Source organism: Abiotrophia sp. HMSC24B09 (assembly GCF_001815865.1).
Classification (GTDB): domain Bacteria; phylum Bacillota; class Bacilli; order Lactobacillales; family Aerococcaceae; genus Abiotrophia.
In genome coordinates this window covers 190,517-215,753 of sequence record NZ_KV822203.1, presented here as the reverse complement: position 1 = coordinate 215,753, position 25,237 = coordinate 190,517, and the positions used below count along the sequence as shown (strand labels likewise).

Below are 25,237 nucleotides of genomic sequence, written 5' to 3'. Positions count from 1 at the left end.
GTGAGAGTAGGTCGTTGCCATGCTGGGTGAAAGTTTTCAAGCGTCCCTTAGGGGACGCTTTTTCTTATACAGAGATAGTAGGAAAAAATTTTTTTCCTCAACGATAATTCATTCATCTTTCATTCATTTTTGCCCCTTAGACTAAGTTTATCAGGTAAGCAACCCCTACTTACCTGAAAATTATAGAAGCTAAAGGAGTCAATAACATGAAAGTATCAAAACATATTCTCTTAAGCGGAGCCTTAGCCGCATCCCTGGCAGCTAGTGTAGCCCTACCGACGTTGAGCGTCTTTGCAGGTGAAGCGGGCCAGTCCAATCAAGCCTCCCAGTCCAAGGCCTATCAGGCAGCCCCTGATAAAGAACAAGGCCAAGATGGCCCAAGACAGCAAGCTGGCGACCATTGTCAAGGCCATGACCGCGGCCCAGGTGGTCATCATCATGGCCATGAGCAAGGTCCTGGCGGACATGGACATGGTCAGGAAAAGAAAGAAGGGCAGACCGCTCAGAATGTTCAAATTAATGTTACCATGAAGCAAGCTCTGGAGAAGGCTGCGACTCAAGTGCCTAATAGCCAAGTCTTAGGCGCTAGTTTGTATGAGCAAGGTGATCAAGCCGCCTATTCGGTTGTCGTCAAGGCAGATAAGGACTTTCGTTTTGTCTTTGTAGATGCCCAGACAGGTAAAGTGACAGAAGAAGAGACTAATCAGGCACAAGGTCATGGTCACGATCGCCAAGGCCCTAGTCAAGAGCAGGGTGCCAACCAAGGCCAAGGTGGAAATCAAAACCATGGGCCTGGCCATGAGCAAGGTCCGGGGCAGGGTCAAGCTCCCGGTCAAGGTCAAGCACCAAATCAAAACCATGGCCCAGATAACGCTCAAGGTCAGGGGTCAAATCAAAATCAAGGCCAAAAACCTGCACCAGGCCAAGAGGGTACTCAGGCTCAAGGTCAGGAGGCTAAACCAGACTTTAAGGCGCCAAGTGTCAGCGCGCAAGCTGCCTTAGACGCTGTCTTGGCTAAGTATGCGGATGCTAAAGTCTATGATATTGAACTGGATCCAAGTCATGAACAAGATAAGGCGGCTACTTACACCGTCACCTTGGAAAGCAACCAAACTTTCAAGCAAGTGAGCGTTGATGGCGAGACGGCTGCGGTGACAGAAATTGAAGACCGAGAAGAGGGTCATCATGGGCCAGCTGACCATCAAGTAGGTCAAGCGCAAGGTCCAGGCCAAGAGGGCGTCCGTGGTCAGCATCAAGGGCCTAACCAAAATCAAGCAGGTCCTGGTCAAGGTCCTAATAAGCAAGAAGGTGGCCCACAAGGGCAAGGAGCACCAGCTGAATCCAATAAGCGCTAGTCTACTTAACTAAGTTAAAGTGGCTAACCAACTATTTACCTACTGGCTGCTGTCGTGTCACAATAGGTAGCCAGTGAGCGGGCAGGTGGCATTCTCAGACAAGCTGCCACTTGTAGAGCCTGCCACTCCCCCACATCAGGGTGCCTTTGGGTGCCCTGATTTGCCTTTGTGTAGAAATATTGATACAATGCAACTTGATGAGAAGAGGTGATCATATGAAATTACTGCTAGTGGAAGACGAACGTGACTTGAATGCCAGTCTAACTAAGTTGCTAAAGAAGCAACAATATAGTGTGGACGCAGCTTTTGATGGTCAAGAAGCCTTGGATTTTTTGGCGGTAGCTAGCTATGACCTCATTATCTTAGATATCATGATGCCTCACATGGACGGTTTTGAATTTCTAGAGCGCATCAGATCGCAAGAAAACCCAGTGCCTGTTCTCTTGTTAACAGCCCGGGATGCTGTCACTGATAAGATTCGGGGCCTGGATTTGGGTGCAGATGATTATATGGTCAAGCCCTTTGAATTTGGGGAGCTACTAGCTCGCCTACGGGTTCTACTCCGCCGGCCACAACGTCATATCCTAAGTGATCAGGTGGAAATTGGGTCTATTCGTTTAATTCTTTCCCAGAAACGTGTCCTCAAGGATGGTCAGGCCGTGAATTTAACGGCCAAAGAATATGAGGTCTTGGAGTACTTGGTCCGCAACCAGAACCAAGTTCTGTCACGGGAGCAGATTCGCCATCATGTCTGGGATTATGAGCAAGAAGCAGAGTCCAACACCATTGATGTCCTCATCAAAAATATTCGGCGCAAACTCGATAGCGAGGGGCAACCCTCACTGATTCAAACCAAACGGGGGTTAGGCTATGTGGTTCCAAGGATTCAAGCAATTTCTAACTAGTATTGCCAGTCGTGTAACCATTTGGTACACCGGCTTTATGATTATCATCCTCTTGGCTATGTTTGGGGCCACCTTATGGATTTCGGCCCGCTTTGTGGATGCTGATCGCAAGGAAAGCTTAGTCGAGGTGGTCCAAATGGCCAGCCGTCACGCTGACTCGCCACAAGGTCAGGAGTATGGTCGCCCTGATATGGATCGTCATTCCTTCGAGCAAGGGGTTATCCTGGCCTATTACAATCAGCAGAATGTCAGTCGCCAGCACTTGCCCGGCTTCTTTAAGTGGGACTTGCCCCAGAATGGGGGCACAGTGTCTAGCTACCAGGAGGGGGATCAGTCCTTTCTCTACTATGACCTGCCTCTAGAGAATGGCCAGGGATGGGTGCGGGGGGTCATTGCCCTCAGCGCTTCTAGCCGGGAGCTCAACAATCTACTCAGAGTCTTGGCCATTGCCGGTCCAGTATTACTGGTGCTAATGGTTCTGGGTGGCTACTGGGTCTTGAAGCGAGCCCTAAAACCTATCAAGGTCTTGGACCAAACAGCTCTTGCTATTCAGACCAGTGGGGATTTGTCCCAAAGAATTCCCCTAAAAGGGCCCCAAGATGAACTCTACTTCTTGGCCCAGACCATGAATGGCATGCTAGAGACGGTGGAAACTTCCTTCCAGCGTGAGAAGCAGTTCAGCCATGATGTCTCCCATGATTTACGGACACCCGTCACGGTCATTCTATCAGAGAGTGAGTATGGCCTGCACTATGCGGATTCATTGGCCGAAGCTCAGGAATCGCACGCCACCATCCAACGCCAGGCGCTCCGTATGAAAGCTTTAATTAACCAGATTTTAGAATTGTCCAAGTTAGAAGGCCAGGACAGCTTAGCTTTGGAGCCACTTAATCTTAGCGAATTCTTGGCTAAGCGCCAGGAAGATGACCAGACCTTAGCTCAAGCAGCAGGCAAAGAGCTTAGGTATGACCTTGCGCCTAACTTGCAGGTTGAGGCTGATGAAGTCCTCTTAGGCCGACTGGTGGATAATCTGCTTAGCAATGCCCTCAAGTTCGCCCAAAGTCAGGTCACGCTTAGCTTGACGGCTAATCAGGAAGATGGGGTAGTCCTGTCGATTGCTGACGATGGCCCAGGCATTGCGGAGTCAGAACAGGCGCACATTTGGCAACGATTCTATCAGGTGGATCGTGCCCGTACTAAGTCGGCCTCAAGTGGTACCGGTCTAGGCCTGGCCTTGGTCAAAGCCATTGCCGACCAGCATGGAGCCCAGCTAAGCCTTAAGAGTCAGCTGGGGGCAGGCGCTCGTTTTGAGGTGAAATTTCCGTCCGTAAAAGTCACAAACTAAATAAATCAAAGAACAGAGAGGCTAGACTATCTAGCCTCTTTTTTGCTTGGTGTCATGCTCAGCAGCTGGCTTGCCTTGTGGTCGTCTGAATTTGAAAGTCGACGCTTTTAACTTATAAGTAAGTGGAGAAAAGTGACTTTTCAATATGAAGAAAAAACAAACTAAGTTTAATAATTATTTCTAAGATAAAAAGCGCGCCATAGAGACGCGCTTTTTGACTTTTCAGGAGCCCCAGAGGATTTCGCAGTGGGGGCCAACTGTGTCCTGGAAGGACTCAATAGGGGGCTGGTCGGTCACAATGTAATCCAGAGCAGAGTAGTTACTGAGCTTGAAATAGTGGCTGGTATTGAACTTGGAGTGGTCAGCCAGCAAGATGGCCTTGTCGGCATTGGCAATCATCTGCTGTTTAATCATGGCCTGATTGTGGTTGGCCTCGTAGGCAGCATAGCGATCAAGCCCGCGGCAGGAGAAGAAGGCCAGGTCGGCATGAAAGTTATTAATGAACTGGGTGGCAAAGTCACCCAAGGCGGAGTTGGTGCCAAAGTCGATATGGCCACCCGATAGGAAGAGGGTGACATTTTCGAAGTTGTTGAGTAGACGCGCCGCCTCAATCCCATTGGTAATGACGCGCAGATTCTGGTGGGGGGATAGATAGGGAATGAGACTGGCAGCAGTGGTAGAGCTGTCGATGAAGATGGAGAGATTATCGGTGATAAAGGTAGAGGCAATATCGGCGATAATTTCCTTACTTCTTTGTTCCTCATGAGCACGCGCAGAATAGGTGTACTCAATGTTGTTGCTGTTGGCTAGGCGCACTTCCCCGTGACTGCGGAGAATCTTGCCGTCGCGCTCGAGCGCAATCAAGTCGCGTCTGAGAGTAGAAGTGGAGCAGTAGACGAGTGACTCAAGTTGCGTGGTGGAGATGACTTTCTTTTTGCCGAGAATATCCATAATACGGCTCATCCGTTCAAAAGAAACCATCCAGTATCCCTCCTTGATGAACAAATTTGAACACTTCTGACTATATTATAGCATTATTTTTGACCATTTACCAATAGCGCTTTCATCTATTGTAAGCGATTTTACAACGAGGTATCATTATCTTAAAGAAAGGGATGATTGTATGAATCAAGAAGAACGTTTGGTCAGAGACCAAATTTGTGACGTGTGCCACAAAATGTGGCAACTAGGTTGGGTAGCCGCCAACGACGGGAATGTCTCAGTTCGCTTATCTGACGACACGATTATCGCGACCCCAACTGGCATGAGCAAGAGCTTTATTACACCAGAGAAGCTAGTCAAGCTTAATTTGCAAGGTGAGATTTTGGAAGCCAATGAAGGCTATCGTCCATCCAGTGAGATTAAGATGCACATTCGTTGCTATCAAGAGCGTGACGACGTCAAAGCAGTCGTGCATGCCCATCCACCAATTGCCACGGCTTTTGCCTTGGCTCACATTCCGCTAGATAGCTACTCACTGATCGAATCAGCCATTGTCATCGGTTCTATTCCAATCACACCATTCGGGGTGCCATCGACCATGGAAGTGCCAGATGCCATCACCCCATACCTACCAGAACATGATGTCATGCTCTTAGAAAACCATGGGGCTTTAACAGTAGGGAGTGACGTCATCACCGCTTACTACCGCATGGAAACACTAGAACTGGTTGCTAAGTCTACCTTCCATGCACGTCTCTTAATCTCAACCAAGGGGATTGAAGAAGACGAAATCGCCCGTCCAACCCTAGAGCGACTCTTCGCTATGCGGGCTAACTATAAGGTAACAGGCCGCCATCCGGGCTATAAGAAATACAATGCGGATGGAACAGTTAGAGAATTGGAGGAATAATCATGAGTCAACATCCACGTATTGGGATTCGCCCTACAATTGACGGTCGTCGCCAAGGCGTACGGGAATCCCTAGAAGTCCAAACCATGAACATGGCCAAGAGTGTGGCTGACTTAATCAGCAGCACGCTCAAATATCCGGACGGCCAACCAGTTGAATGTGTTATCTCACCTTCAACCATTGGACGGGTGCCAGAAGCAGCCGCTTCTCACGAACTCTTCAAGAAATCCAATGTCTGTGCAACCCTTACCGTGACCCCTTGCTGGTGCTACGGGAGTGAGACTATGGATATGTCACCAGATATTCCACATGCCATCTGGGGCTTCAATGGGACGGAACGTCCGGGCGCTGTTTACTTAGCTGCTGTGTTAGCTTCTCATGCGCAAAAGGGGATCCCAGCCTTCGGTATTTACGGTCACGACGTACAAGAAGCCGATGATACTGAAATTCCTGCTGACGTTAAGGAAAAGATTCTCCGTTATGCACGGGCTGCTTTAGCAACCGGCCATATGCGCGACACGGCTTATCTGTCAATGGGGAGTGTCTCCATGGGGATTGGCGGGTCTATCGTTGACCCAGACTTCTTCCAAGAGTACTTGGGTATGCGTAATGAATCGGTCGACATGACTGAATTCACCCGTCGGATTGACCGTGGTATCTATGATCCAGAAGAATTTGAACGTGCCATGACTTGGGTGAAGGCCAACATCAAAGAAGGCCAAGACCGCAACCGTCAAGACTTAGTTCTTTCACCAGAAGAAAAAGCGAAACAATGGGAATTCGTCGTTAAGATGTTCATGATTGGTCGCGACCTCATGCAAGGCAACCCTCGCTTAGCAGAACTAGGTTTTGAAGAAGAAGCGGTGGGCCACCACGCCCTAGTGGCTGGTTTCCAAGGTCAACGTCAATGGACTGACCACTTCCCTAACGGGGACTTCATGGAAACCTTCCTTAACACTCAATTTGACTGGAACGGTATCCGTAAGCCTTATATCTTCGCCACTGAAAATGATGCCCTCAACGGCGTGTCCATGCTCTTCAACTATCTCTTGACCAATACGCCACAAATCTTTGCTGACGTACGGACTTACTGGAGTCCTGAAGCAGTAGAACGGGTAACCGGTCATAAGTTAGAAGGTCATGCAGCGAATGGTTTCCTTCATTTGATTAACTCTGGCTCATGTACTCTCGATGGTACCGGCCAAGCAAGTCGTGATGGGCAAGCCGTGATTAAGCCATTCTGGGAATTGGAACAAAGCGAAGTCGATGCCATGTTGGCGAATACAGACTTCCCACCAGCTAACCGCGAATACTTCCGTGGCGGTGGCTTCTCAACTCGCTTCTTGACTAAGGGTGGCATGCCAGTGACCATGGTTCGCCTCAACCTCCTCAAGGGCGTAGGACCAGTCTTGCAAATTGCGGAAGGTTACACCTTAGAATTGCCAGACCAAGTACACCATACCTTAGATAACCGGACCGATCCAGGCTGGCCAACCACTTGGTTCGCACCACGCTTGACTGGCAAGGGTGCCTTCACTTCTGTCTATGATGTCATGAATAACTGGGGGGCTAACCACGGGGCGATCTCTTACGGACACATTGGGGCAGACCTCATCACCTTAGCATCCATGTTACGGATTCCAGTCAACATGCACAACGTAGCAGAAGAAGATATCTTCCGTCCTAAGAACTGGAGTCTCTTCGGTACAGAAGATTTGGAAGCAGCGGACTATCGCGCTTGCCAAACCTTAGGCCCAATTCATAAGTAGTTAAGCACTTGGCGTCAGTGGGGCTGGGTTTCAGCAAGCTAGCCCCCAGGACGCTACCTTAAGAAAAGGAGGGTCACCATGACCAAAACGATTATCTTAGCCTGCGTGGGTGGGCTGACCACTTCTATGTTGGTTGAACGCATCAATGAAACCATCCACAAGGATCAACTGGACTACTCTTTCTATTCAGTTGGGATTACCGGGATTAACAACCTCAAGAATATTGATGTCTTACTCCTCAGCCCACAATTAGCCTATTTAGAAGAAAAGGCTAAGGCTAATCTATCTGTCCCTGTAGGGGTCATTTCAGATTCAGATTTCGAATTAATGCAAGGGGAAGCGGTGCTCCGTCAGGCCGAAACCTTGATGGGCGTCAGCCATGAGTGAGGAAGTCCAAGCAACAAGCCCAAGTCAAGCCTTGATGCAGCTGATTCTCAAATCCTCTAAGGCCACCGGTCAAGTCTTGGCCGCCATTCAGGCCGCCCAAGAGGGAGATGCAGCGACTAGTCAAGACTTGTTGACTCAAGCCCAAGCCCTCAATATTGAGGCGCATAACCTTCAGACGGGTCTGATTCAAGCAGAGCTTCAAGGTCAGGCAGCGCCTGTCAGCCTCTTAGCCGTTCATGCTCAAGATCACTTTATGAACAGCCACTTATTGGTGCAAGTCGCCGATATCCTGATTGGCCAAGCTCAGACCATCAAGACCCTAGAAGAAAAGTTAGAAAAATTGGAACAAAAAGTAGGTGAAATTGCATGAGTCATCCAGTCATATTAGAAATGAAAGGCATCGTCAAGAGCTTTGGCCCTGTCAAGGCGCTTAAGGGCGTCGATTTCGACTTACGGGCCGGCGAAGTACATGCCTTAATGGGTGAAAATGGGGCTGGTAAGTCCACCCTCATGAAGGTTTTGACCGGAATTTACGGTGCCAACGAAGGCACCATCCTCTACCAAGGTAAGGAGGTTGCCTTCACTCGTCCTATTGATGCCATGGATGCCGGGATTGTCATCGTCCACCAAGAATTGAATATGATGAACCACCTGAGTGTGGCCCAAAATATCTTCATCGGTCGAGAAACTGTTAAGAATCACATCTTCTTGGACGACGGTGCTAGCATTAAGAAGGCCAAGGAACTCTTCGACCTCTTGAAGCTAGACATTAACCCCTCAGAGAAAGTCGGTAACCTGACCGTCGGTAAGCAGCAAATGGTTGAAATTGCCAAGGCCCTATCCATGGAAGCCAAGGTCATTGTCTTCGACGAACCAACAGCTGCCTTGACAGAATCTGAAATCAATGAGCTCTTCGTCATTATTGATGATTTGCGGGCCAAAGGCGTCGGCATTATCTATATTTCCCACCGGATGGACGAAATCGCTCGGATTACCGACCGCGTAACCGTCATGCGGGACGGGGAATATGTCGGGACCGTTAATACCAAAGATACGACCAAAGACGAAATCATCGCCATGATGGTCGGTCGGACTATTTACGAAGATCCAAAGGCTGCCTCAACCGTGGCACCGGATGCGCCAGTGGTGCTCGAAGTAGAACATCTCAATGCTGGCTCCAGTGTTAAAGACGTCAGCTTCAAGTTACACAAGGGTGAAATTCTCGGCTTCTCTGGCCTCATGGGGGCAGGGCGTACCGAAGTAGCGCGGTTGCTCTTTGGTGCAGACCAAAAAGACAGCGGTACCATTCGCATCAAGGGCAAGGAAGTGACCATCAAGTCACCACAAGATGCCATTGCCAATGGGATTGGCTATCTGTCAGAAGACCGCAAGCGTTATGGCTGTATCGTGGATATGACCATTGCCAATAATACGGTCATGACCAACCTAGATGCCTACATTCACTCAGGCTTAATCAACGATGGGGAAATCGTCAAAGCCAGCGACCGCTTCGTCGCTTCCCTTAAGACCAAGACCCCATCCTCCAAGCAGCTGGTTCGCAACCTATCCGGGGGGAACCAACAAAAAGTCGTCATCGCTAAGTGGTTGGAACAGAACAGTGACATCCTGATCTTCGACGAACCAACCCGTGGGATTGACGTCGGGGCTAAGAGTGAAATCTACCGTCTCATGAATGATTTGGTTGCCCAAGGCAAATCCATCATTATGATTTCTTCAGAATTAACCGAAGTTTTGCGGATGAGTGACCGAATTGTCGTCATGTGTGAAGGCAGAAAAACCGGTGAGCTCGACATCAGCCAGGCAACCCAAGAACGGATTCTGGCCTTGGCGACTGACCGCTAGACTAGCAGATAGAGGTGTATAAGCATGAAAGATCAACAGTCCTTATGGATGAAATTAGAAAAAACAGTTGGCTTACAAAAGCTGATTGCGCTGATTGCCCTGATTGTCATCTTTGGCTTCTTCGCAATTTCCAGCGAATCCTTCCGCTCTTTTGATACAGCGGTCAGCATCTTAGATGCATCTTACTACATTGGGTTCCTAGCCATTGGGGTAACCTTCGTTATCATTACCTCAGGGATTGACTTATCAATTGGGACGGTGATGATGTGCTCGGCCATTATTGGTGGGGTCCTTCATACCAAACTAGGCTGGCCACTCTGGCTTTCACTTTTGGCAATCTTAGTGATAGGGGGTGTATTCGGTTTATTTAACGGGATTCTGATTGCCAAATTCGGTTTGCCACCATTTATTGCGACCTTAGGTACCATGATGATTTCACGGGGGCTTTCTTCCATCGTCTCCAACGTTCAGAGTGTGACCTTCCCATTACGGGGTACAGGCGAAGGCTGGTACAAGGACTTGTTCCGGACCAAGGAAAACTTCCCAACTGGTTTGATTGTCCTCATTATCATCGCCATCATCGCAGCCATTGTCCTTAATAAGACTAAGATTGGGCGTTATATCTTCGCCATCGGGTCTAACAAGGAAGCAACCCGCTTATCTGGGGTTAACGTCATTAAATGGGAAGCCATGGCTTATGTCATCAGTGGTCTCTTCGCAGGTCTAGCAGGGATTGCCTATGCAGCGACTTATTCTACTATCTTACCAGGTACCGGGAACGGGATGGAACTTGATGCCATCGCCGGTGTCGTGGTCGGGGGTACTTCCTTGGCCGGTGGGGTCGGGTCAGTACTTGGGACCATTATTGGGGTCTTCATTATGTCAGTCCTCAAGATTGGTTTGCCATACATCGACTTACAACCACACTACCAATTATTCATTACTGGTTTCGTCGTGATTATCGCAGTCTACTCCGATATCTTGATTCGTCAAAACAAGAAAAAATAGGATCAAGGGGTCAGATGGCTATGGCCTAGTCGTTATGAGGGATTGAGGTCATGGGTCACAACTCTAAAATACACAAAAAAAGGAGCAACCTATTATGAAAAAGTCATTTAAACTTGCTATCGCAGCTTTTGCATCCTTATTAACCTTAGGGGGCGTTTCTAGCACTGCTTTCGTAGCACATGCTGAAGAAACCCGCGTAGAAGTTATCGCCAAAGGTTTCCAACATGACTTCTGGAAAGCTGTTAACAAAGGGGCTGAAAAAGCTGCTAGTGAATTAGGTGCTAAGATCAACTTCGTTGGGCCACAAAACGAAACAGCGATTGCAGAACAATTGGAACAATTGAACAACGCCATTAACAAGAACCCTAAAGCCATTGCTTTAGCAGCTTTGGATACAGAAGCTGAATTAGATGCTATCAACATGGCGCTCAGCAAAAACATTCCAATCATTGGGTTTGACTCTGGGGTTCCAGGGGCACCAGAAGGGGCGATTAAGGCAACTGCTTCAACTGACAACCACGCAGCAGGTGGGAATGCAGCTGAACACCTCTTCCCAATGTTAGAAGGTAAGGTCAAAGACAAACCAGTTCGTATTGGGGTTATCTCTCAAGAAGCCAACTCACTCTCTATCACTCAACGTACTTCTGGTTTCATCGACAAGATGGTCGAACTCTTTGAGAAGAAAGGCGTGAAAGTAGCCGTTGTAGGTCACGACAAGTTCAAGAACAATGTAGCGGAAGCAGATGCTAAAGTCATTATCGAAGTGCGCGTGCCTGCTCAAGTAGATGATGCGGCTGGTAAGACAGAAGCTTCTACTGTCTTAGAAAAAGAAGACACTATTGCGATCTACGGTTCAAACGAATTTGCAGCTAAGGCCATCATCAACGCTAACGGTGGTTTCTCTGAATCTAAATTAGGGGCAGACAAGATCTTAGCAGTTGGTTTTGACTCTGGGGCCCTCCAACAAGATGCTATCCGTAAGGGTATCTTCGTTGGTTCTGTTACCCAAGACCCAATCCAAATCGGTTACCAAGCAGTGAAATTAGCGGTTGAAGCAGCTCAAGGTAAAGAAGTAAAAGACGTGGATACTGGGTCCAAGTGGTATGACGCTAAGAACATCGACTCTGATGAAATCAAAGCCCTCTTATATGAATAAGAAAACCATGTAAACTCTAGTGGAGGCGAATGCCATGACGCGCATGAAACTTTTGGCCATTGACCTGGGGGCGAGCTCAGGTCGCGTAATGCAAGCCATTTATGATGGACAGACCCTCCAACTCACTGAGGTGCACCGGTTCGCTAACGAACCGGTCAGCCTCAATGATGGCTTGTACTGGAATATTTTACACTTACAAAACGAAATCAAACGCGGCATCAAGAAGGCGACCCAAGTTGATGACATTCCTATTCGTTCTATTTCAGTGGATACTTGGGGTGTCGACTATGCCTACTTGGATCAAGCGGGAGATATGATTTACCTGCCACACTGCTATCGTGATAACCGCATGGGTTCCTATGAAGCAGACTTCTATCAAGCCATGGCGCCAGAAAAGCTCTTTGACTTGACGGGGGTACAGCCAGCGACCATTAACTCGGTCCTCCAACTCTATGCAGACTTGCGGGAAAAACCACATCTCAAGCAAATCGCCCAAAAGGTCCTCTTTATGCCGGATTTGATTAACTATCTACTCAGTGGAGTAGCAGCAACGGAGTATACCATTGCTAGCACCTCAGGTTTGTTATCATCCAGTCACCCGGGTAGTTTTGAAGACAAGGTCTTAGACAGCTTGGGGATTCCAAAAGACTGGTTCGGGCAAGTGACCAAAGGCGGGCGCATCTTGCGCCAATTGTCGCCACGCATTACTCAAGAGCTCAAGATTGAGCCTTTTGACGTGATTGCTGGCGCGGGCCATGACACAGCGGCGGCTGTGCTGGCTATTCCTTATGCCAGCGACCAACCAACGGCCTTTATCTCTTGTGGGACCTGGTCCTTGGTAGGCTTGGAGTCGGATCAACCGGTCTTGAGTGAAGCTGCTTATAAAGCTGGCCTAACCAATGAAGGCTGCTTCGACGGTCGCTATCGTCTGCTTAAGAACACCACCGGCTTGTGGATTCTGCAAGAACTCCAACGTGACTGGCGCTTGCAGGGTGAAGAGCTTTCCTTCGCCCAAATGGCAGAATTAGCCCAAGCAGTGACTGACAACCAAACCTGGATTAATCCAAATGATGCGATTTTTGCTTCGCCTCATGATATGGAAGCTAAGATTAAGGAACGTTGTCGTCTGACCAACCAAGCAGTCCCTCAAACTAAGGGACATGTGGTCAGAGTAGTCTTAGAAAGTTTGGCCCTTGCTTATCGGCAGACCTTGGATCAGTTGGAGCAACTGACTGGCCAAAGCATCGACGCCATTCATATGGTGGGCGGCGGGATTCAAAATCGCTTGCTCTGTCAGTTAACGGCTAACTTCTCCGGGCGTCCTGTCCGGACGGGGCCAATTGAGGGCAGTGCCTTGGGCAATATCTTAGCTCAACTCTTGACCTTGGGTGAGATTAAGACCCGCCATGAGGCGCAGGCCTTAATTAAAAACAGTGAAACAACACATGATTATGAGGTAGCGGATTTGCCTAATCGTGACCAAATCTATGCTCGCTACCTGGAATTGACGAAAGGTGGTCAATAAATGCTTAAACATATACCAGCCATTTTGAGTCCAGACTTAGTCAAATATTTGATGGAAATGGGGCATGGGGACGAATTAGTCATTGCCGACGCCAACTTCCCGGCTCATCGCTTGGGCCAGCGCGTCATTCGCGCGGATGGTCATGGGGTCCCAGAACTTTTGGATGCCATTCTGACCCTCCTGCCTTTGGATCCTTACAGTGATTATCAAGCAGGTCTAATGCAGGTGGTGCCAGGGGACCCAACGGTTCCGGTCATTTGGGAAGAATACAAGGCCATCCTAGATCGTCAGACTCAAGACCAAGGCTATCAAATCAAAGAAATTGAGCGGTTTGCCTTCTATGAACAAGCCAAAGATGCTTATCTCGTGATCCAAAGCGGGGAGACCGCCCTATACGGCAATATCATTTTGAAAAAAGGCGTACTCTAGCCACGTCAAAAATTGCAATAGGAGTGAACAATTATGTCAACATTTTATGTACCAGCTATTAACTTAATCGGTAAAGGGGTGATTAATGAAGTTGGTCCTTACGTCAAAGAATTAGGCTACAAGAAAGCTCTCTTAGTAACGGATACCTTCATTGCTTCTAGCGATATCTTACCTAAGGTGACTAAACCTTTAGATGCAGAAGGCATCGACTATGTCGTCTTCTCTGATGTGGATCCAAACCCTTCTTGTAAGAATGTCTTGGATGGTCTCAAGGCCTTGCAAGAAAACCACTGCGACTTCATTATTTCACTCGGCGGTGGTTCACCACAAGACGCAGCTAGCTGTATCTCGGTTATGGCAACCAATGGTGGTAAGCCTCAAGACTACGAAGGTTTGCACAAATCAGCTAAGAAAGGTTTGCCAGTTGTGGCGATTAACACAACGGCTGGGACTTCTGCTGAAATTACCATTAACTATGTTATTACCGACGAAGAACGTAAGGTTAAGATGGTCATGGTTGACAAGAATAGTTTGGCGCTGATCTCTGTTAACGACCCTGAATTAATGGTATCTAAACCAGCAGCTCTAACAGCTGCAACCGGGATGGATGCCTTGACTCACGCGGTAGAAGCCTTGGTAACACCAGGTGCTTATGGCGTCACCAAGAAACTCTCAATCGGGGCAATTGAATTGATTAAGGAATTCTTGCCACGAGCAGTGAAGGATGGGCATGATATCGAAGCCCGCGAAGGTATGGTCAACGCTATCTTCTTAGGTGGGATGTCCTTCAACAACGCCGGTTTAGGTTATGTCCACTCCATGGCTCACCAACTAGGGGCAGTTTATCATTTACCACACGGTGTCTGCTGTGCCATGTTATTACCAGTGATTGAACGTGAAAATGCTAAGCGCGTACCAGCTGCCTTCCGTGATGTGGCCAAGGCCTTAGGTTTACAAGTTGAAGGCAAGTCAGACCAAGAGTGTGCGGATTATGCCATTAGCGAAATCGAAAAATTGTCTGAAACAGTGGGTATTCCTAAGAAGTTAACCGAACTAGGTATTGAAGAAAAAGACTTTGACTTCGAATATCTATCCAAGAATGCCATGATTGATGCCTGCGCACCAGGTAACCCATTCACCCCAACCTTGGAAGAAACCATTGCCTTCTATAAGGAACTCTTCTAGGACCTAACTAGATAAAGATTGACAAGCACCCCATGGCCAAGTTGGGGTGCTTGTCTTAGTTTATGGAGCGGTTATAATTTTTCCCTATAACATATGCTAGATTTTTCGTCTAACGGCATAGCTTGACCCTGGCTTGGGACTTAGGTATAGTGAAAACATAGGAAACACGTTGAAGAGAAGAGTAGGGATGAATCCTTGTCTAGAGAGCTTGTAGCGGGTGGAAGCAAGCCTAGGATCTCCTTACAAATGGTCTCAGAGTGGGTGCTTGGGTTAAACCAGCACACGGGGGCACCCGTTACCATGGCAGAGTCCTAACGGACTCACAGAGGCCTTGTCGGTGACGGCAGGGTGAATGAAGGTGGTACCACGAGTGACGCTCGTCCTTTTCCCTAGGGGAGGACGGGCTTTTTTTGTCTTCTCCCGTCAAAATTAGCCATTAAAGGAGAATCACATATGTCCATTAAAAGTTTTGCCAAGAAAGTCACCCTTACCACACTCGCTGCCTTTAGCCTATTTGGCGCGGCCCTGCCTGCATCTGCTGCGACTAAGGTCACGGTCAGCAGTATTGGCTCTGACTACGATGTTTGGAAGTTCATTGCTGAGTCAGAAGAAGCCAAGAAAGCAGGTCTAGAGATTGAGGTCAAAGAAATTGATGGTGGCCTGCCACTTAACAAGTCCGTAGCGGATGGTATCGTGGATGCCAATGCCTTCCAATCTTTGGGCTACTTAGACGCCTTCAATAAGGAATCCGACAATGCTTTGGTACCGATTGGGACCACCTATATCGAGCCAATGGGGATTTATTCTAAGAAATACAAGAAGATTGAGGAAGTCAAGGAAGGGGCTGTGGTGGCCTTGGCCGATAACCCAGCCAACACGACACGGGCTTTGCGCTTGCTAGAGTCTGCTGGTCTGATCAAGCTCAAACCTGACTTTGATGATGGCGTGGGGACACCCGATGATGTCATCGAAAACCCTAAGAAGCTAGAATTTAAGTTAATTGATGACACTACAGCGGTTCGTGTCTTAGACGATGTGGACCTCTCCATTATCGGTAACACCATTGCTTTGGAAGGCGGCCTCAACGTTCTCAAGGATGCCATCTACAAGGAAGAAATCAACGACTCAACCAAGTCACGCATTAACGTGATCGCCGTCAAGAAAGGCCGCGAAAAAGACGAGAATCTACTTAAACTAGTGGAACTCTATCACACGCCTAAGGTCCAAGAATTCATCAAGGAAAAATTCGAGGGTACCAAGGTAGAAGTGAAAAAAGACATTAAAGATGTCTGGAAGGAAGCTGAATAATGAAAGTAGCCATCGTAGCGGCCATGCAGGAAGAGTTGGCACCTTTCCGCCAACATTTTGGGGCCAAGCAGCTAGTCTTTGAACAGGCTAAGACTCGCATAGAAGCGGTCAACCCACCTGAGGGGACCGAGATTAGTCAGCTTTACTTAGTAGAGTCTGGCATTGGTAAGGCTAATGCTGCCGCCTGCGCTGCCTGGCTCTTAAGCCAAGTAGGGCCAGACCTAGTCATCAATACTGGGTCGACGGGCTGCTTTGAGCCAAGCGTGGCCTTAGGTGACGTAGTCATAAGTGACCGTTTTGTTTATAGTGATGTAGATGCTACAGGCTTCAATTACGCTTGGGGGCAGGTGCCACAAATGCCAGCCCATTACCCGGTCGCAGCTGACTTGCTGGCTAATCTGCTGGCTCATTTCCAAGGGGCAGGCAAGTCCTATCAGGTTCATGTGGGCACCATTGCGACGTCAGATTCTTTTATGAGCGATCCTCAGAGGGTAGCGGAAATCCTGGAACGGCAACCAGGCCTCCTAGCTTCTGATATGGAAAGTGCCGCCCTAGCTCAGGTCCTAGCAAGTTCAGCTTGTCAGGTTCTCAACATTCGGGGCATCTCAGATCATGTTGGCGCCCAGGCCCCTCAACTCTTCAAGGATAGCCTGGCGCTGGCTGCCCAGAATGCTTATGATGCGGTATTGACCGTCCTTACACAAATAATTTAAGAAAAATTGCGGGGCGACTAGCCCCGTTTTTTTGTAGGCATTATTTGTATGGATAAATGCTATGTTTCTTGCTTTTATTGGGAACTATAAGAGAAAAATAATAAGAAAAAACAGTGAGTATGTGGTACTAATTCACGATGCACTTGTCCATACTATTACTATCGTCACAATATCATAACAATTCACCAAAATTAGTAGCGAATATTGCTTTTGGAATTTTAATATAAGCTATTGGAAATGCCGTTATGATGGTGTATAATGAGTTGTCGATAGAATTTTTTGTTCGTAATGATTCTGAAAGAAAGGAAGGATTTAATGAAATTGACAAGTCAGTTCATGCGTAAGTTTTACCAACTGATGGCAGTAGTCCTCTTAGTTTTAGGCGCGCTTTTTCCAACAGTAGTTACTTATGCACAAGAAGTAAGCACTGAGGATAGCACTACGACCCCTATCGTAGCTCCAGCAAACTCAGAAGAGAGCAAAGTGGAGGAGGTGACTCCAACTCCAGCGCCAGACAAGCAAGAACCTGCAGTTCCAGCTCAGGAAGAATCCAGTCAGGAATCTAGCAGTGAGTCAGGTTCTACAAAATTGCGTTCTGCGGAAGTTAACGGTGTCTTGAAAATGACCCTTAACAACAACACAGGGACGGATGCTAAGTACACGACCAGTTCCCACGTTGGGGAAGTATCAGTCGATGGATCAGGACTCAATGATACCTTAGAGGGAGCCTTTGTTGAGATTCGCGTACCAGCCAAGTATGTTGAAACAATGGCAGCGACTGCAGGTGGTATCGCCAAAGAAGCAGGGGTCTTAACTCAAGATGGTGAGAACTATGTGTTAACAGTTGCGCTTAATAATATTGAGCGAACTACATCAGGTTCTTTCCCCTTCAGTATTAAGTTTAAGGATCGCCTGACGCCAGATGGTTATAGCGTCCAACCGCGAGTAGCCGTTCGTCAAGCAGACCGTCGAGTGGTTGCGGGCCCATCCTCTGACTTGACCTTTAATGTCAAAGCAGATAAACCGCAACTCCAGAAGTTAGTTAAAGCTAATACCTTGGACATGTTCGTCCAACAAGATATCTATGGTGGGGAAACTGATGGTGGGGACTATCTTAATGATAAAGCCTCTGATATTCCCTTTTATTTCTTCTTATCGCCACAAGGAATTACCAACCAAACTATCCAAGAGTATCGTGCTAATCAGACCTACCGGTCCTATGAGACCATTGTCATCAAGGATACCTTGCCTACCTATGAGGGCGTCGGTGGTCAAACGCTGACAGCTACCTTCGACCCGGCCAAAAACCCAGGTTGGACCAACAATGGTGATGGGACGGTTTCTTATACTGTAACCAACCCAGATCCAGCTTCTGGTGGGGCAGAGACAACCTTACGGAATGTTCGTCTACGCTTGTCATTCCCTAATGCCAAGTTTAAAAATGGTAATAAGCAAATCGTCCACAGTAATAATGTAGAATTGACCATGACCCCTTACCAAAAAGGGCCGTCAGAACCCGATACTGTCTTGACAGACGATGTGCCTTTCACCTTGACCAGTGAGTTGGTTCCTGCTGGTATGTTCCGGAAGATTGCCAATAATAGTGGTCGGATTCGCTTGCAGCCTCAGGCTAACCACTTAGTGGAAGCTTTCTGGAGCTTAGCCTTCCGGAATACTTCGGCTCTGCCTGTGTCGCAACTAGTAATGGAAGATACTCAATTAGATGAACGTATGTATCCATATAGCTTGACCGTTAGTGGGACTTTGAACATCCCACTAGACATTTATGCGGTGGCTGAAGATGGCAGTGAGACCTATATAGACACGCTATCTCGAACAAAACGTTCCATTGAGAACATTGATTCCCAGGCTTGGGCCCAAGTCCAAGAACAGGTAGCCAAGGTTCAAAGTGGCGAAATTGAAGATACTCAAGCCGTAGCTGCTACCCGTAAATATAAGGGGATTCGGATTAAGCTGCCTGCTGGTCAGAAACACATGCCAACCACAGGTTTTGCTTTGCAATACCGGACTCGTCTCTTAGATCCTTATAATACTAAGGCCCTGACAGAGAATAAGTTCTATAACAACGTAGCTACCCTAGATATCGCTTTAGAGACGGAAGACGGCTCTGAAGTCAAACCAAAGCAATTAAGTGCTAACGCCCGGATGATGGCTGATACATTGGAAGAAACCGTACAATTCAACAAGACCACTAAAGTTAACCAAACAGGTACGCTAGGTGAGCAAGTTGTCTATCGTCTGGTCTTCTCTAACTTCGTAGTATCGCCAGCGCGTGCTTACCGCAATGCTAAGTTCATTGATATCTTGCCTCAAGGGGTGACCTTTAAGAGTGCTACTGAAGAATTAGCGGCAGACAAGGGCAAGATTAAGAATGTTGAAGTCGTTGAAAACTATAATGGCTCAGGTCGTACCGCCGTCATTATTGACCTAGGAACTATTCCGGCCTTCTCTGATGTTAAGCCTAACTTCCCAATTTTAGTGGAAGGGACCATCAATGAAGGGGCCATCCCAACTAAAATTCAAACACCTACTAATAATGAAGATAACCATGCTTACTTTATCTCTGATGAGTATGATCCACTTCCGGATGGGGTAAAATCAACAACATTAGTAGATAATAAGTTCAATATTCAAGTTGATGGTAAGACACCGGCTCAGTTAGTGGGGGCTACTTCACAAACTACGGTTAACCTTCCATCTGAAATTGCTTCTACCAAGTACATCCGTAAGGCAGGCGAAAGCTTCCATACAAACCCAGTCTTAACCGATTATGATGAAGCTTTTGATTATCGCTTGCAGACTCGGAACTTCTCTGTCTTACCGATGAAACACTTTATCTTGTATGACCGTCTACCATATAGCGGGGATGTTAATACAAGTAAATTCTCTAACCTGCTAACAGGACCACTCAATGTTCCTGCCAAGTACACTGTCTACTACCATACTGCGACTGACATGACTAAGAATGCAGCTCAAGAAGTAGGGCGTGACGGTTGGATGACAGCAGATCAGGTAGCTGATTTTACCCAAGTAACAGCTATCAAGATTGTCTTGAACCAAGGCCAAGAGGTTGAGCCAGGTGAAATCATTAACTTTGATGTGCCAATGAAGGCGCCAGCTTATACTAATGGCTACATTAATCGTGAGAAGGCAACTAACTTCTTCTCAACCAACCGGGATGCCAATGACTTGACTAGCTTCGGGGATACCAATGCGGTTGTTAACCAATTACCACAGTATATTCCAGTTGCTAAGAAATGGGTCAAAGAGAAAAACTTAGACCAAGTAGTCTTTGAACTCTTCCGTAAGAGTCAACCACGCGATGTTTTAGCAAGTATGACCCTGAACGAAGCCAATGGCTGGAAGGGGATCTTCAAGCGTCTGGACAATGGCCAATTGTTAGATCCTAACGTGACGGATTACGATGTGCGAGAAGTGTTACCAGATCGTTATGCTTTGGACTTTAACATCACTTCTTCGTATGACGCTACTAACCCTGGCTCAGATGAAGACGAGCGTGTCTACGAGATTACTAACGAACGTAAGGTACGCATCTACTATGTTAAGAAGGAATGGGAAGATGATAATAACCGTCTAGGCAAACGGAAGCCTATTAAGGTGCAACTCAAGCAAGACGGTCAAAATTATCGTGACCCACTAGACATTACCGAAGATGATAATTGGCAAATTAGCATTTCAGATGTACCTTCAGTTAATAATGGACGCCCTTATATCTATAGTGCAGACGAAGTAGAAGTGCCTGCAGGTTACTATAAGGAAGTTAAATCTGAAGGAAATACGACGGTTATTACTAACAAATTGCCAATTCCAAGTGGAAAAGATGTAACCTCTGAAGGTATTCAGGGAGCTAGCCAAACCGGCACACCGACCTACACGCCAGGGACCGTCACTATCGATGGTAGTCCCGTTACAGTCGATTTGAAGCCTAACAGTTACCGTTTAGTTGTAGGGGGTCAAGTGATTGAGCAGACGACTACACCGGCCATGAAGAATGGTCAAGAAGTCGGAACCTACACTCTTGATCAAGCAAGTGGCAAAGTGACCTTCCAACCGAAGAAAGACTTTACCGGTCAGCCTGACCCAGTAACTGTCCAGGTAGAAGATGAAAATGGTACGCCAGCCACCGCAACTTACACACCAAATGTCCTAGGCGTTAAACCAAGCGCACAGGATGCTGAAACAACTGATATTCAAGGCAAAGAACAAGTGGGACAATTAACCTTTACCCCAGGGACGACCGCAGTAGATGGCCAAGATTATACTGTGCCTATTGCGGCTAACTCTCTCCAATTCTTGGTAGATGGTCAAGCTTCAACTGAAACGACCATCCCTGCTAAAGATGCTAACGGTAAAGAAATCGGGACCTACACCCTTAACCAAAATGGTCAGGTAACCTTCCAACCTAATAAGGACTTTGTAGGTGACCCAGTACCAGTTCAAGTCCAAGCCAAGGATGAGAACGGAACGCCTGCAGTGGCAACTTACACTCCACATGTTACAGGCGTAAAACCAGTCGGGGTACCTGCGACCTCAACCGGTATTCGTGGCGCTAGCCAAAGCAAGCAAGTAACCTTCCAACCAGGCCATGCAGATGTGCCAATGGATGATCAGGTGCCTGCTAAACTTAAGAATGACCAAGGTCAATTGGTCGAAAGCCTCAAGGTAGAAAACCAAGGGACTTACACTGTGGCAACTGATGGAACGGTTACTTTCCTTCCTGAGAAGAACTTCGTGGGTCAAGCTAAAGCCGTGACCGTCGTCCGTGTAGATAAGAACGGAACGCCAGCTGAAGCGACCTACACCCCAACCGTTGTCGATGCAACCCCAACTTCAACCAATGCTGAAACCACTGATATACAAGGTCAAGTCCAAGAAGGGACCGTAAGCTTCGCACCAGGCCAAGCACAAATTGACGGTCAAGCTGTCACGGTGCCACTGGTAGAGAACAGCCTAGTCTTTGTAGTTGACGGTCAAGTGGTTCAAGAAAAAGAAATTGATGCTAAGGATACCAATGGTAAAACCATCGGGACCTACAAGCTCAACTCTGAAACAGGTCAAGTGACCTTCACGCCGCATAAGGATTATGTCGGCACACCAGTTCCAGCTACTATCCAAGCGCATGACACCAATGATGTGACGGTAACTGCCACCTATCAACCTCATGTAACGGGCGTGACGCCTTCTGGTAAGGACGTTAGCTCAAGTGGCCTCCAAGGGGCTAGCCAAACTGGTCAACCTGTCTTTACGCCAGGGGATACCAAGGTGCCAATCACCATTAATGATGAGCAACCTGCACAATTCTTTGTAGGTGGCCAAGCAGTGACTGAAACCAGCCTGCCAGCTATGAAAAATGGCGTGGAAGTTGGGACCTACACCTTAGATCCTAAGACAGGTCAAGTAACCTTCCAACCTAAAGCTGATTTCGTAGGGACACCAGATCCTGTGACGGTTCAAGTTAAGGATGCCAACGGGACTCCAGCAAGAGCTAACTACACGCCAACCGTCTTGCCAACTAGCCGTCAAGGCCTTGATAAAGTAAGCCAAGATATCCAAGGTAAGGCTCAAACTGGCCAGCCAGAATTCACCTACAACCCAGACCCTAACAATGGTGGGGCGGATCAAGCTATCCAAGTTTCTGCACAAAACCCAGCTAAATTTGTGGTTGATGGTGCAGTCTCAGATGCTAGCCAAATCGACGCCAAGGATAAGGATGGCAAGGTTATCGGGACCTATACACTCACTCCTGAGACAGGCTTGATTACCTTCCAACCTAACAAGGACTTTGTGGGGACAGCTCAACCAGCTACTATCCAAGTACTAGACCCTAACGGGGTAGGCGTTTCTGCTACCTACACGCCAACCGTGACACCTGTTACGCCAACCGGAACTAGCGTCACTTCAGAAGGCTTGCAAGGTCAAGCCCAAACAGGTACGCCAAGCTTTGAAGCGGGCCATGCAGATGTGCCAATCACCATTAATGATGAGCAACCTGCTCGCTTGGTAGATTCCGCAACTGGCCAAGCAGTCAATGAAAAAAGCTTACCAGCTGTCAAAGACGGCAAGACCGTGGGGACCTACACTATCGATCCTAAGACTGGGACCGTCACCTTCCAACCTAACAAGGACTTTGTTGGTACCCCAGATCCAATCCAAGTGGAGGTTAAAGACGCTAACGGCACGCCAGCCAAGGCCAGCTACACCCCAACCGTTACAGCCGTTGTACCACGTGGTGATAATCAAACCACGACCGACATTCAAGGGAAGACCCAATCTGCTACCCTCGTCTTTACACCAGGGTCAGATAAGGTACCAATGGATGACACGGTAGCTGCTACTTTCGAAGATGGTTCTACTGAGAAGAAGGTAGAAGGGCAAGGAACTTACACGGTTGCCAAAGATGGCACTGTGACCTTCGTACCTGATAAATCCTTCGTCGGGACAGCAGACCCAGTAACAATTAAACGTCAAGACGTCAACGGGACAGTAGCGACTGCTACTTATACCCCAATCGTGACAGCTGTTACTCCAAGTGGTAGCCCAGCGACATCTAGTGGCCTGCAAGGCGCAAGTCAAACTGGCACCCCAAGCTTCAAGCCAGGACATCCTGATGTGCCAATCAAGATTGATGCAGATCAACCAGCTCAATTTGTAGTGGCAGGTAAAGCAGTGGCTGGAACTAGCGTTTCAGCTACTAAGGATGGCCAAGAAGTCGGGACCTACACCTTGGACCCACTGACTGGCACGGTTACCTTCCAACCTAAGAAAGACTTCGTAGGAGTTCCAGACCCAGTTACTGTTCAAGCCAAGGACGCTAACGGTACCCCAGCTACTGCTACTTACACGCCAAGTGTAACGGGCGTAACGCCAAGTGGTAACCAGGTAGAGTCTTATGGTCTCAAGGGTCAGATTCAAACGGGCAAGCCAAGCTTCACACCTGGTGACAGCCAAGTGCCAATTGATATGGATGCGGACCCAACCTTCGAAGACGGCAGCAAGAGAGTGACCCTTAAGGGGCAAGGGTCTTATGTCCTAGCCAATGATGGGACGGTTACCTTCTTGCCAGAACCAGAATTTGTTGGGACAGCGACCTCAATTGTAGTGGTTCGAGTTGATATCAATGGGACTCCAGCTAAGGGGACTTACACACCACATGTCTTAGACATCGTGCCAAATCACGCGAAATCGGAAGACGTGCAAGGTAAGACTCAGTCTGCTACGGTAGGTGCGACTGACCAAACAAGTGGTCAAGACCTTGTGCCAAGTGCTAGTCGCCCAGCTCGCTTGGTAGATCCATTTACTAAAGAAGCAACAGATGCCAAAACTGTTCCAGCTCTAGACGATAATGGCAAAGAAATTGGTAGCTATACATTAGACCCATTAACCGGTCTTGTAACCTTCCAACCAAATAAAGATTTCGTAGGCCAACCACAAGGGGCTGCGGTAGTCTTCCAACATGAATCAGGGCTTAGCGTAATTGCGCGTTATCAACCGTATGTAACGCCAAATCCAGATTCCAATGATTCAGGCTCTAGTGTCAGCGAGCAATCTGCTGATGCAAGTCAACCAAATGAGCGCGGCAAGCGCCCAGGCAACCACTTGCCTAAGACCGGGGAAAGTAATACTTCCTTCTGGTTAGCAACTAGCCTCGTGACATTAGCATTGACACTTGTTTTCTTTGGACGCAAGGTTAAGGCTGAAAACTAGAACTTCCAATAGGAAGTAATCAAATAGGGCGAGCCCCTTTCCTGATAGACAGGAAAGGGGCTCGCTTTTTGTTATAAAAAAGCCCTAGAAGGACTTTCTGAGCAAGCAACCAAGCGCTAGAGTGAATCTGTCGGCTTACAGAAACACCACTAGGAGGTTGACTGCCCAGGCAAGTCCTACTAGGGAAAGAAATCAATATTAAATCGAAGGTGCGTCTTGATTAAAACTATGGCGGGATTGAATGTGAGCCAAGAGTGCTTGGCAACCGCGATAGATTTCAGAAAAAGCTGTATCAAAGTCTTCAGTGTACCAAGGGTCAGCAATCTGAGTTTCTTCTCCAGCATAGTGCAAGAGCATATTGACTTCGCCACTAGGGCGAGCACCAATCAGATAATTGATGGCCCGTAAGTTAGGTTCATCCATACCAATGATATAGTCAGCCTTGATATCTTCGATATCTAGTTGTCGTGCAACGTGTTTTGGGGTAGGAATTCCTAAGGCTTGAAGACGCTCATTGGCATCTTCATGAATCGTTTTTCCAATTTCCCAAGGACTAGTTGCAGCAGAATCGATTGTTATTTGGTCGCTTAGACCGGCTTCTGCCACCAAGTGGCTGAAGATGGCTTCTGCCATTGGTGAACGGCAGATATTACCCAAGCAAACAAATATAACTTTAACCATAAATATCTCC

At 47.7% G+C, this 25,237-nt stretch carries 18 protein-coding genes and 1 other annotated feature; of the genes, 16 read left to right on the top strand and 2 right to left on the bottom strand.

Features of this window, described 5'->3' with window-relative positions; translation table 11 throughout:
• The first annotated feature begins 206 nt into the window (after positions 1-206).
• From HMPREF3093_RS05800 to HMPREF3093_RS05790, 3 genes are all read left to right on the top strand, one after another.
• A complete protein-coding gene (locus tag HMPREF3093_RS05800; protein WP_070756100.1) occupies positions 207-1,355 on the top strand; it encodes a PepSY domain-containing protein in 1,149 nt (382 codons plus the stop codon).
• Between the two features lie 215 nt (positions 1,356-1,570).
• Positions 1,571-2,260, top strand: a complete 690-nt coding sequence (locus HMPREF3093_RS05795; protein WP_070756099.1) for a response regulator transcription factor — start codon at positions 1,571-1,573, stop codon at positions 2,258-2,260.
• Entirely contained in the window at positions 2,226-3,605 is a 1,380-nt protein-coding gene (locus tag HMPREF3093_RS05790) for a sensor histidine kinase (protein ID WP_070756098.1), read from the top strand. Before HMPREF3093_RS05795 ends, HMPREF3093_RS05790 begins: the two co-directional genes overlap by 35 nt.
• A gap of 222 nt (positions 3,606-3,827) precedes the next feature.
• Here the strand turns inward: HMPREF3093_RS05790 and HMPREF3093_RS05785 are convergent, their stop codons facing one another.
• The gene (locus tag HMPREF3093_RS05785) at positions 3,828-4,586 is read right to left on the bottom strand and encodes a DeoR/GlpR family DNA-binding transcription regulator (RefSeq protein ID WP_070756097.1); all 759 of its coding nucleotides are present in this window, start codon (positions 4,584-4,586) and stop codon (positions 3,828-3,830) included.
• A 142-nt stretch (positions 4,587-4,728) separates the two neighbouring features.
• On the opposite strand from HMPREF3093_RS05785, the gene HMPREF3093_RS05780 reads away from it, so the two are divergent.
• From HMPREF3093_RS05780 to HMPREF3093_RS05720, 13 genes are all read left to right on the top strand, one after another.
• Positions 4,729-5,457, top strand: coding sequence for a class II aldolase/adducin family protein (locus HMPREF3093_RS05780; protein ID WP_023391011.1), 729 nt, complete (start codon positions 4,729-4,731; stop codon positions 5,455-5,457).
• Positions 5,458-5,459: 2 nt separating this feature from the next.
• Complete coding sequence (locus HMPREF3093_RS05775; protein WP_070756096.1) at positions 5,460-7,226, top strand: L-fucose isomerase; 1,767 nt, start codon at positions 5,460-5,462, stop codon at positions 7,224-7,226.
• A gap of 78 nt (positions 7,227-7,304) precedes the next feature.
• Positions 7,305-7,613, top strand: a complete 309-nt coding sequence (locus tag HMPREF3093_RS05770) for a PTS sugar transporter subunit IIB (RefSeq protein ID WP_023391013.1) — start codon at positions 7,305-7,307, stop codon at positions 7,611-7,613.
• On the top strand, positions 7,606-7,983 hold the full coding sequence (locus tag HMPREF3093_RS05765; protein WP_070756095.1) for a PTS lactose/cellobiose transporter subunit IIA: 378 nt from the start codon (positions 7,606-7,608) through the stop codon (positions 7,981-7,983). Before HMPREF3093_RS05770 ends, HMPREF3093_RS05765 begins: the two co-directional genes overlap by 8 nt.
• A complete protein-coding gene (locus HMPREF3093_RS05760) occupies positions 7,980-9,476 on the top strand; it encodes a sugar ABC transporter ATP-binding protein (protein ID WP_070756094.1) in 1,497 nt (498 codons plus the stop codon). Before HMPREF3093_RS05765 ends, HMPREF3093_RS05760 begins: the two co-directional genes overlap by 4 nt.
• Before the next feature lie 24 nt (positions 9,477-9,500).
• Positions 9,501-10,484, top strand: a complete 984-nt coding sequence (locus HMPREF3093_RS05755) for an ABC transporter permease (protein ID WP_070756093.1) — start codon at positions 9,501-9,503, stop codon at positions 10,482-10,484.
• A 94-nt stretch (positions 10,485-10,578) separates the two neighbouring features.
• Positions 10,579-11,640 carry an ABC transporter substrate-binding protein gene (locus HMPREF3093_RS05750; RefSeq protein ID WP_070756092.1) on the top strand — a complete coding sequence of 354 codons (1,062 nt, stop codon included), beginning with the start codon at positions 10,579-10,581 and terminating at the stop codon, positions 11,638-11,640.
• A 34-nt stretch (positions 11,641-11,674) separates the two neighbouring features.
• Positions 11,675-13,165, top strand: a complete 1,491-nt coding sequence (locus HMPREF3093_RS05745; RefSeq protein ID WP_070756091.1) for a rhamnulokinase — start codon at positions 11,675-11,677, stop codon at positions 13,163-13,165.
• Positions 13,166-13,594, top strand: a complete 429-nt coding sequence (locus HMPREF3093_RS05740; RefSeq protein WP_023391019.1) for an RbsD/FucU family protein — start codon at positions 13,166-13,168, stop codon at positions 13,592-13,594.
• Between the two features lie 33 nt (positions 13,595-13,627).
• Positions 13,628-14,779, top strand: a complete 1,152-nt coding sequence (locus tag HMPREF3093_RS05735) for an iron-containing alcohol dehydrogenase (protein ID WP_070756090.1) — start codon at positions 13,628-13,630, stop codon at positions 14,777-14,779.
• A 160-nt stretch (positions 14,780-14,939) separates the two neighbouring features.
• Positions 14,940-15,167, top strand: a binding site (T-box leader).
• Between the two features lie 65 nt (positions 15,168-15,232).
• Positions 15,233-16,087, top strand: a complete 855-nt coding sequence (locus HMPREF3093_RS05730) for a MetQ/NlpA family ABC transporter substrate-binding protein (RefSeq protein WP_070756089.1) — start codon at positions 15,233-15,235, stop codon at positions 16,085-16,087.
• The gene (mtnN, locus tag HMPREF3093_RS05725; RefSeq protein WP_070756088.1) at positions 16,087-16,800 is read left to right on the top strand and encodes a 5'-methylthioadenosine/S-adenosylhomocysteine nucleosidase; all 714 of its coding nucleotides are present in this window, start codon (positions 16,087-16,089) and stop codon (positions 16,798-16,800) included. The genes HMPREF3093_RS05730 and mtnN overlap by 1 nt, the downstream gene beginning before the upstream one ends.
• Positions 16,801-17,115: 315 nt before the next feature.
• The gene (locus tag HMPREF3093_RS05720) at positions 17,116-24,546 is read left to right on the top strand and encodes a Cna B-type domain-containing protein (protein ID WP_070756087.1); all 7,431 of its coding nucleotides are present in this window, start codon (positions 17,116-17,118) and stop codon (positions 24,544-24,546) included.
• A 198-nt stretch (positions 24,547-24,744) separates the two neighbouring features.
• On the opposite strand, the gene HMPREF3093_RS05715 is transcribed toward HMPREF3093_RS05720, so the two are convergent.
• Complete coding sequence (locus HMPREF3093_RS05715; protein WP_070756086.1) at positions 24,745-25,227, bottom strand: low molecular weight protein-tyrosine-phosphatase; 483 nt, start codon at positions 25,225-25,227, stop codon at positions 24,745-24,747.
• Between the last annotated feature and the right edge of the window lie 10 nt (positions 25,228-25,237).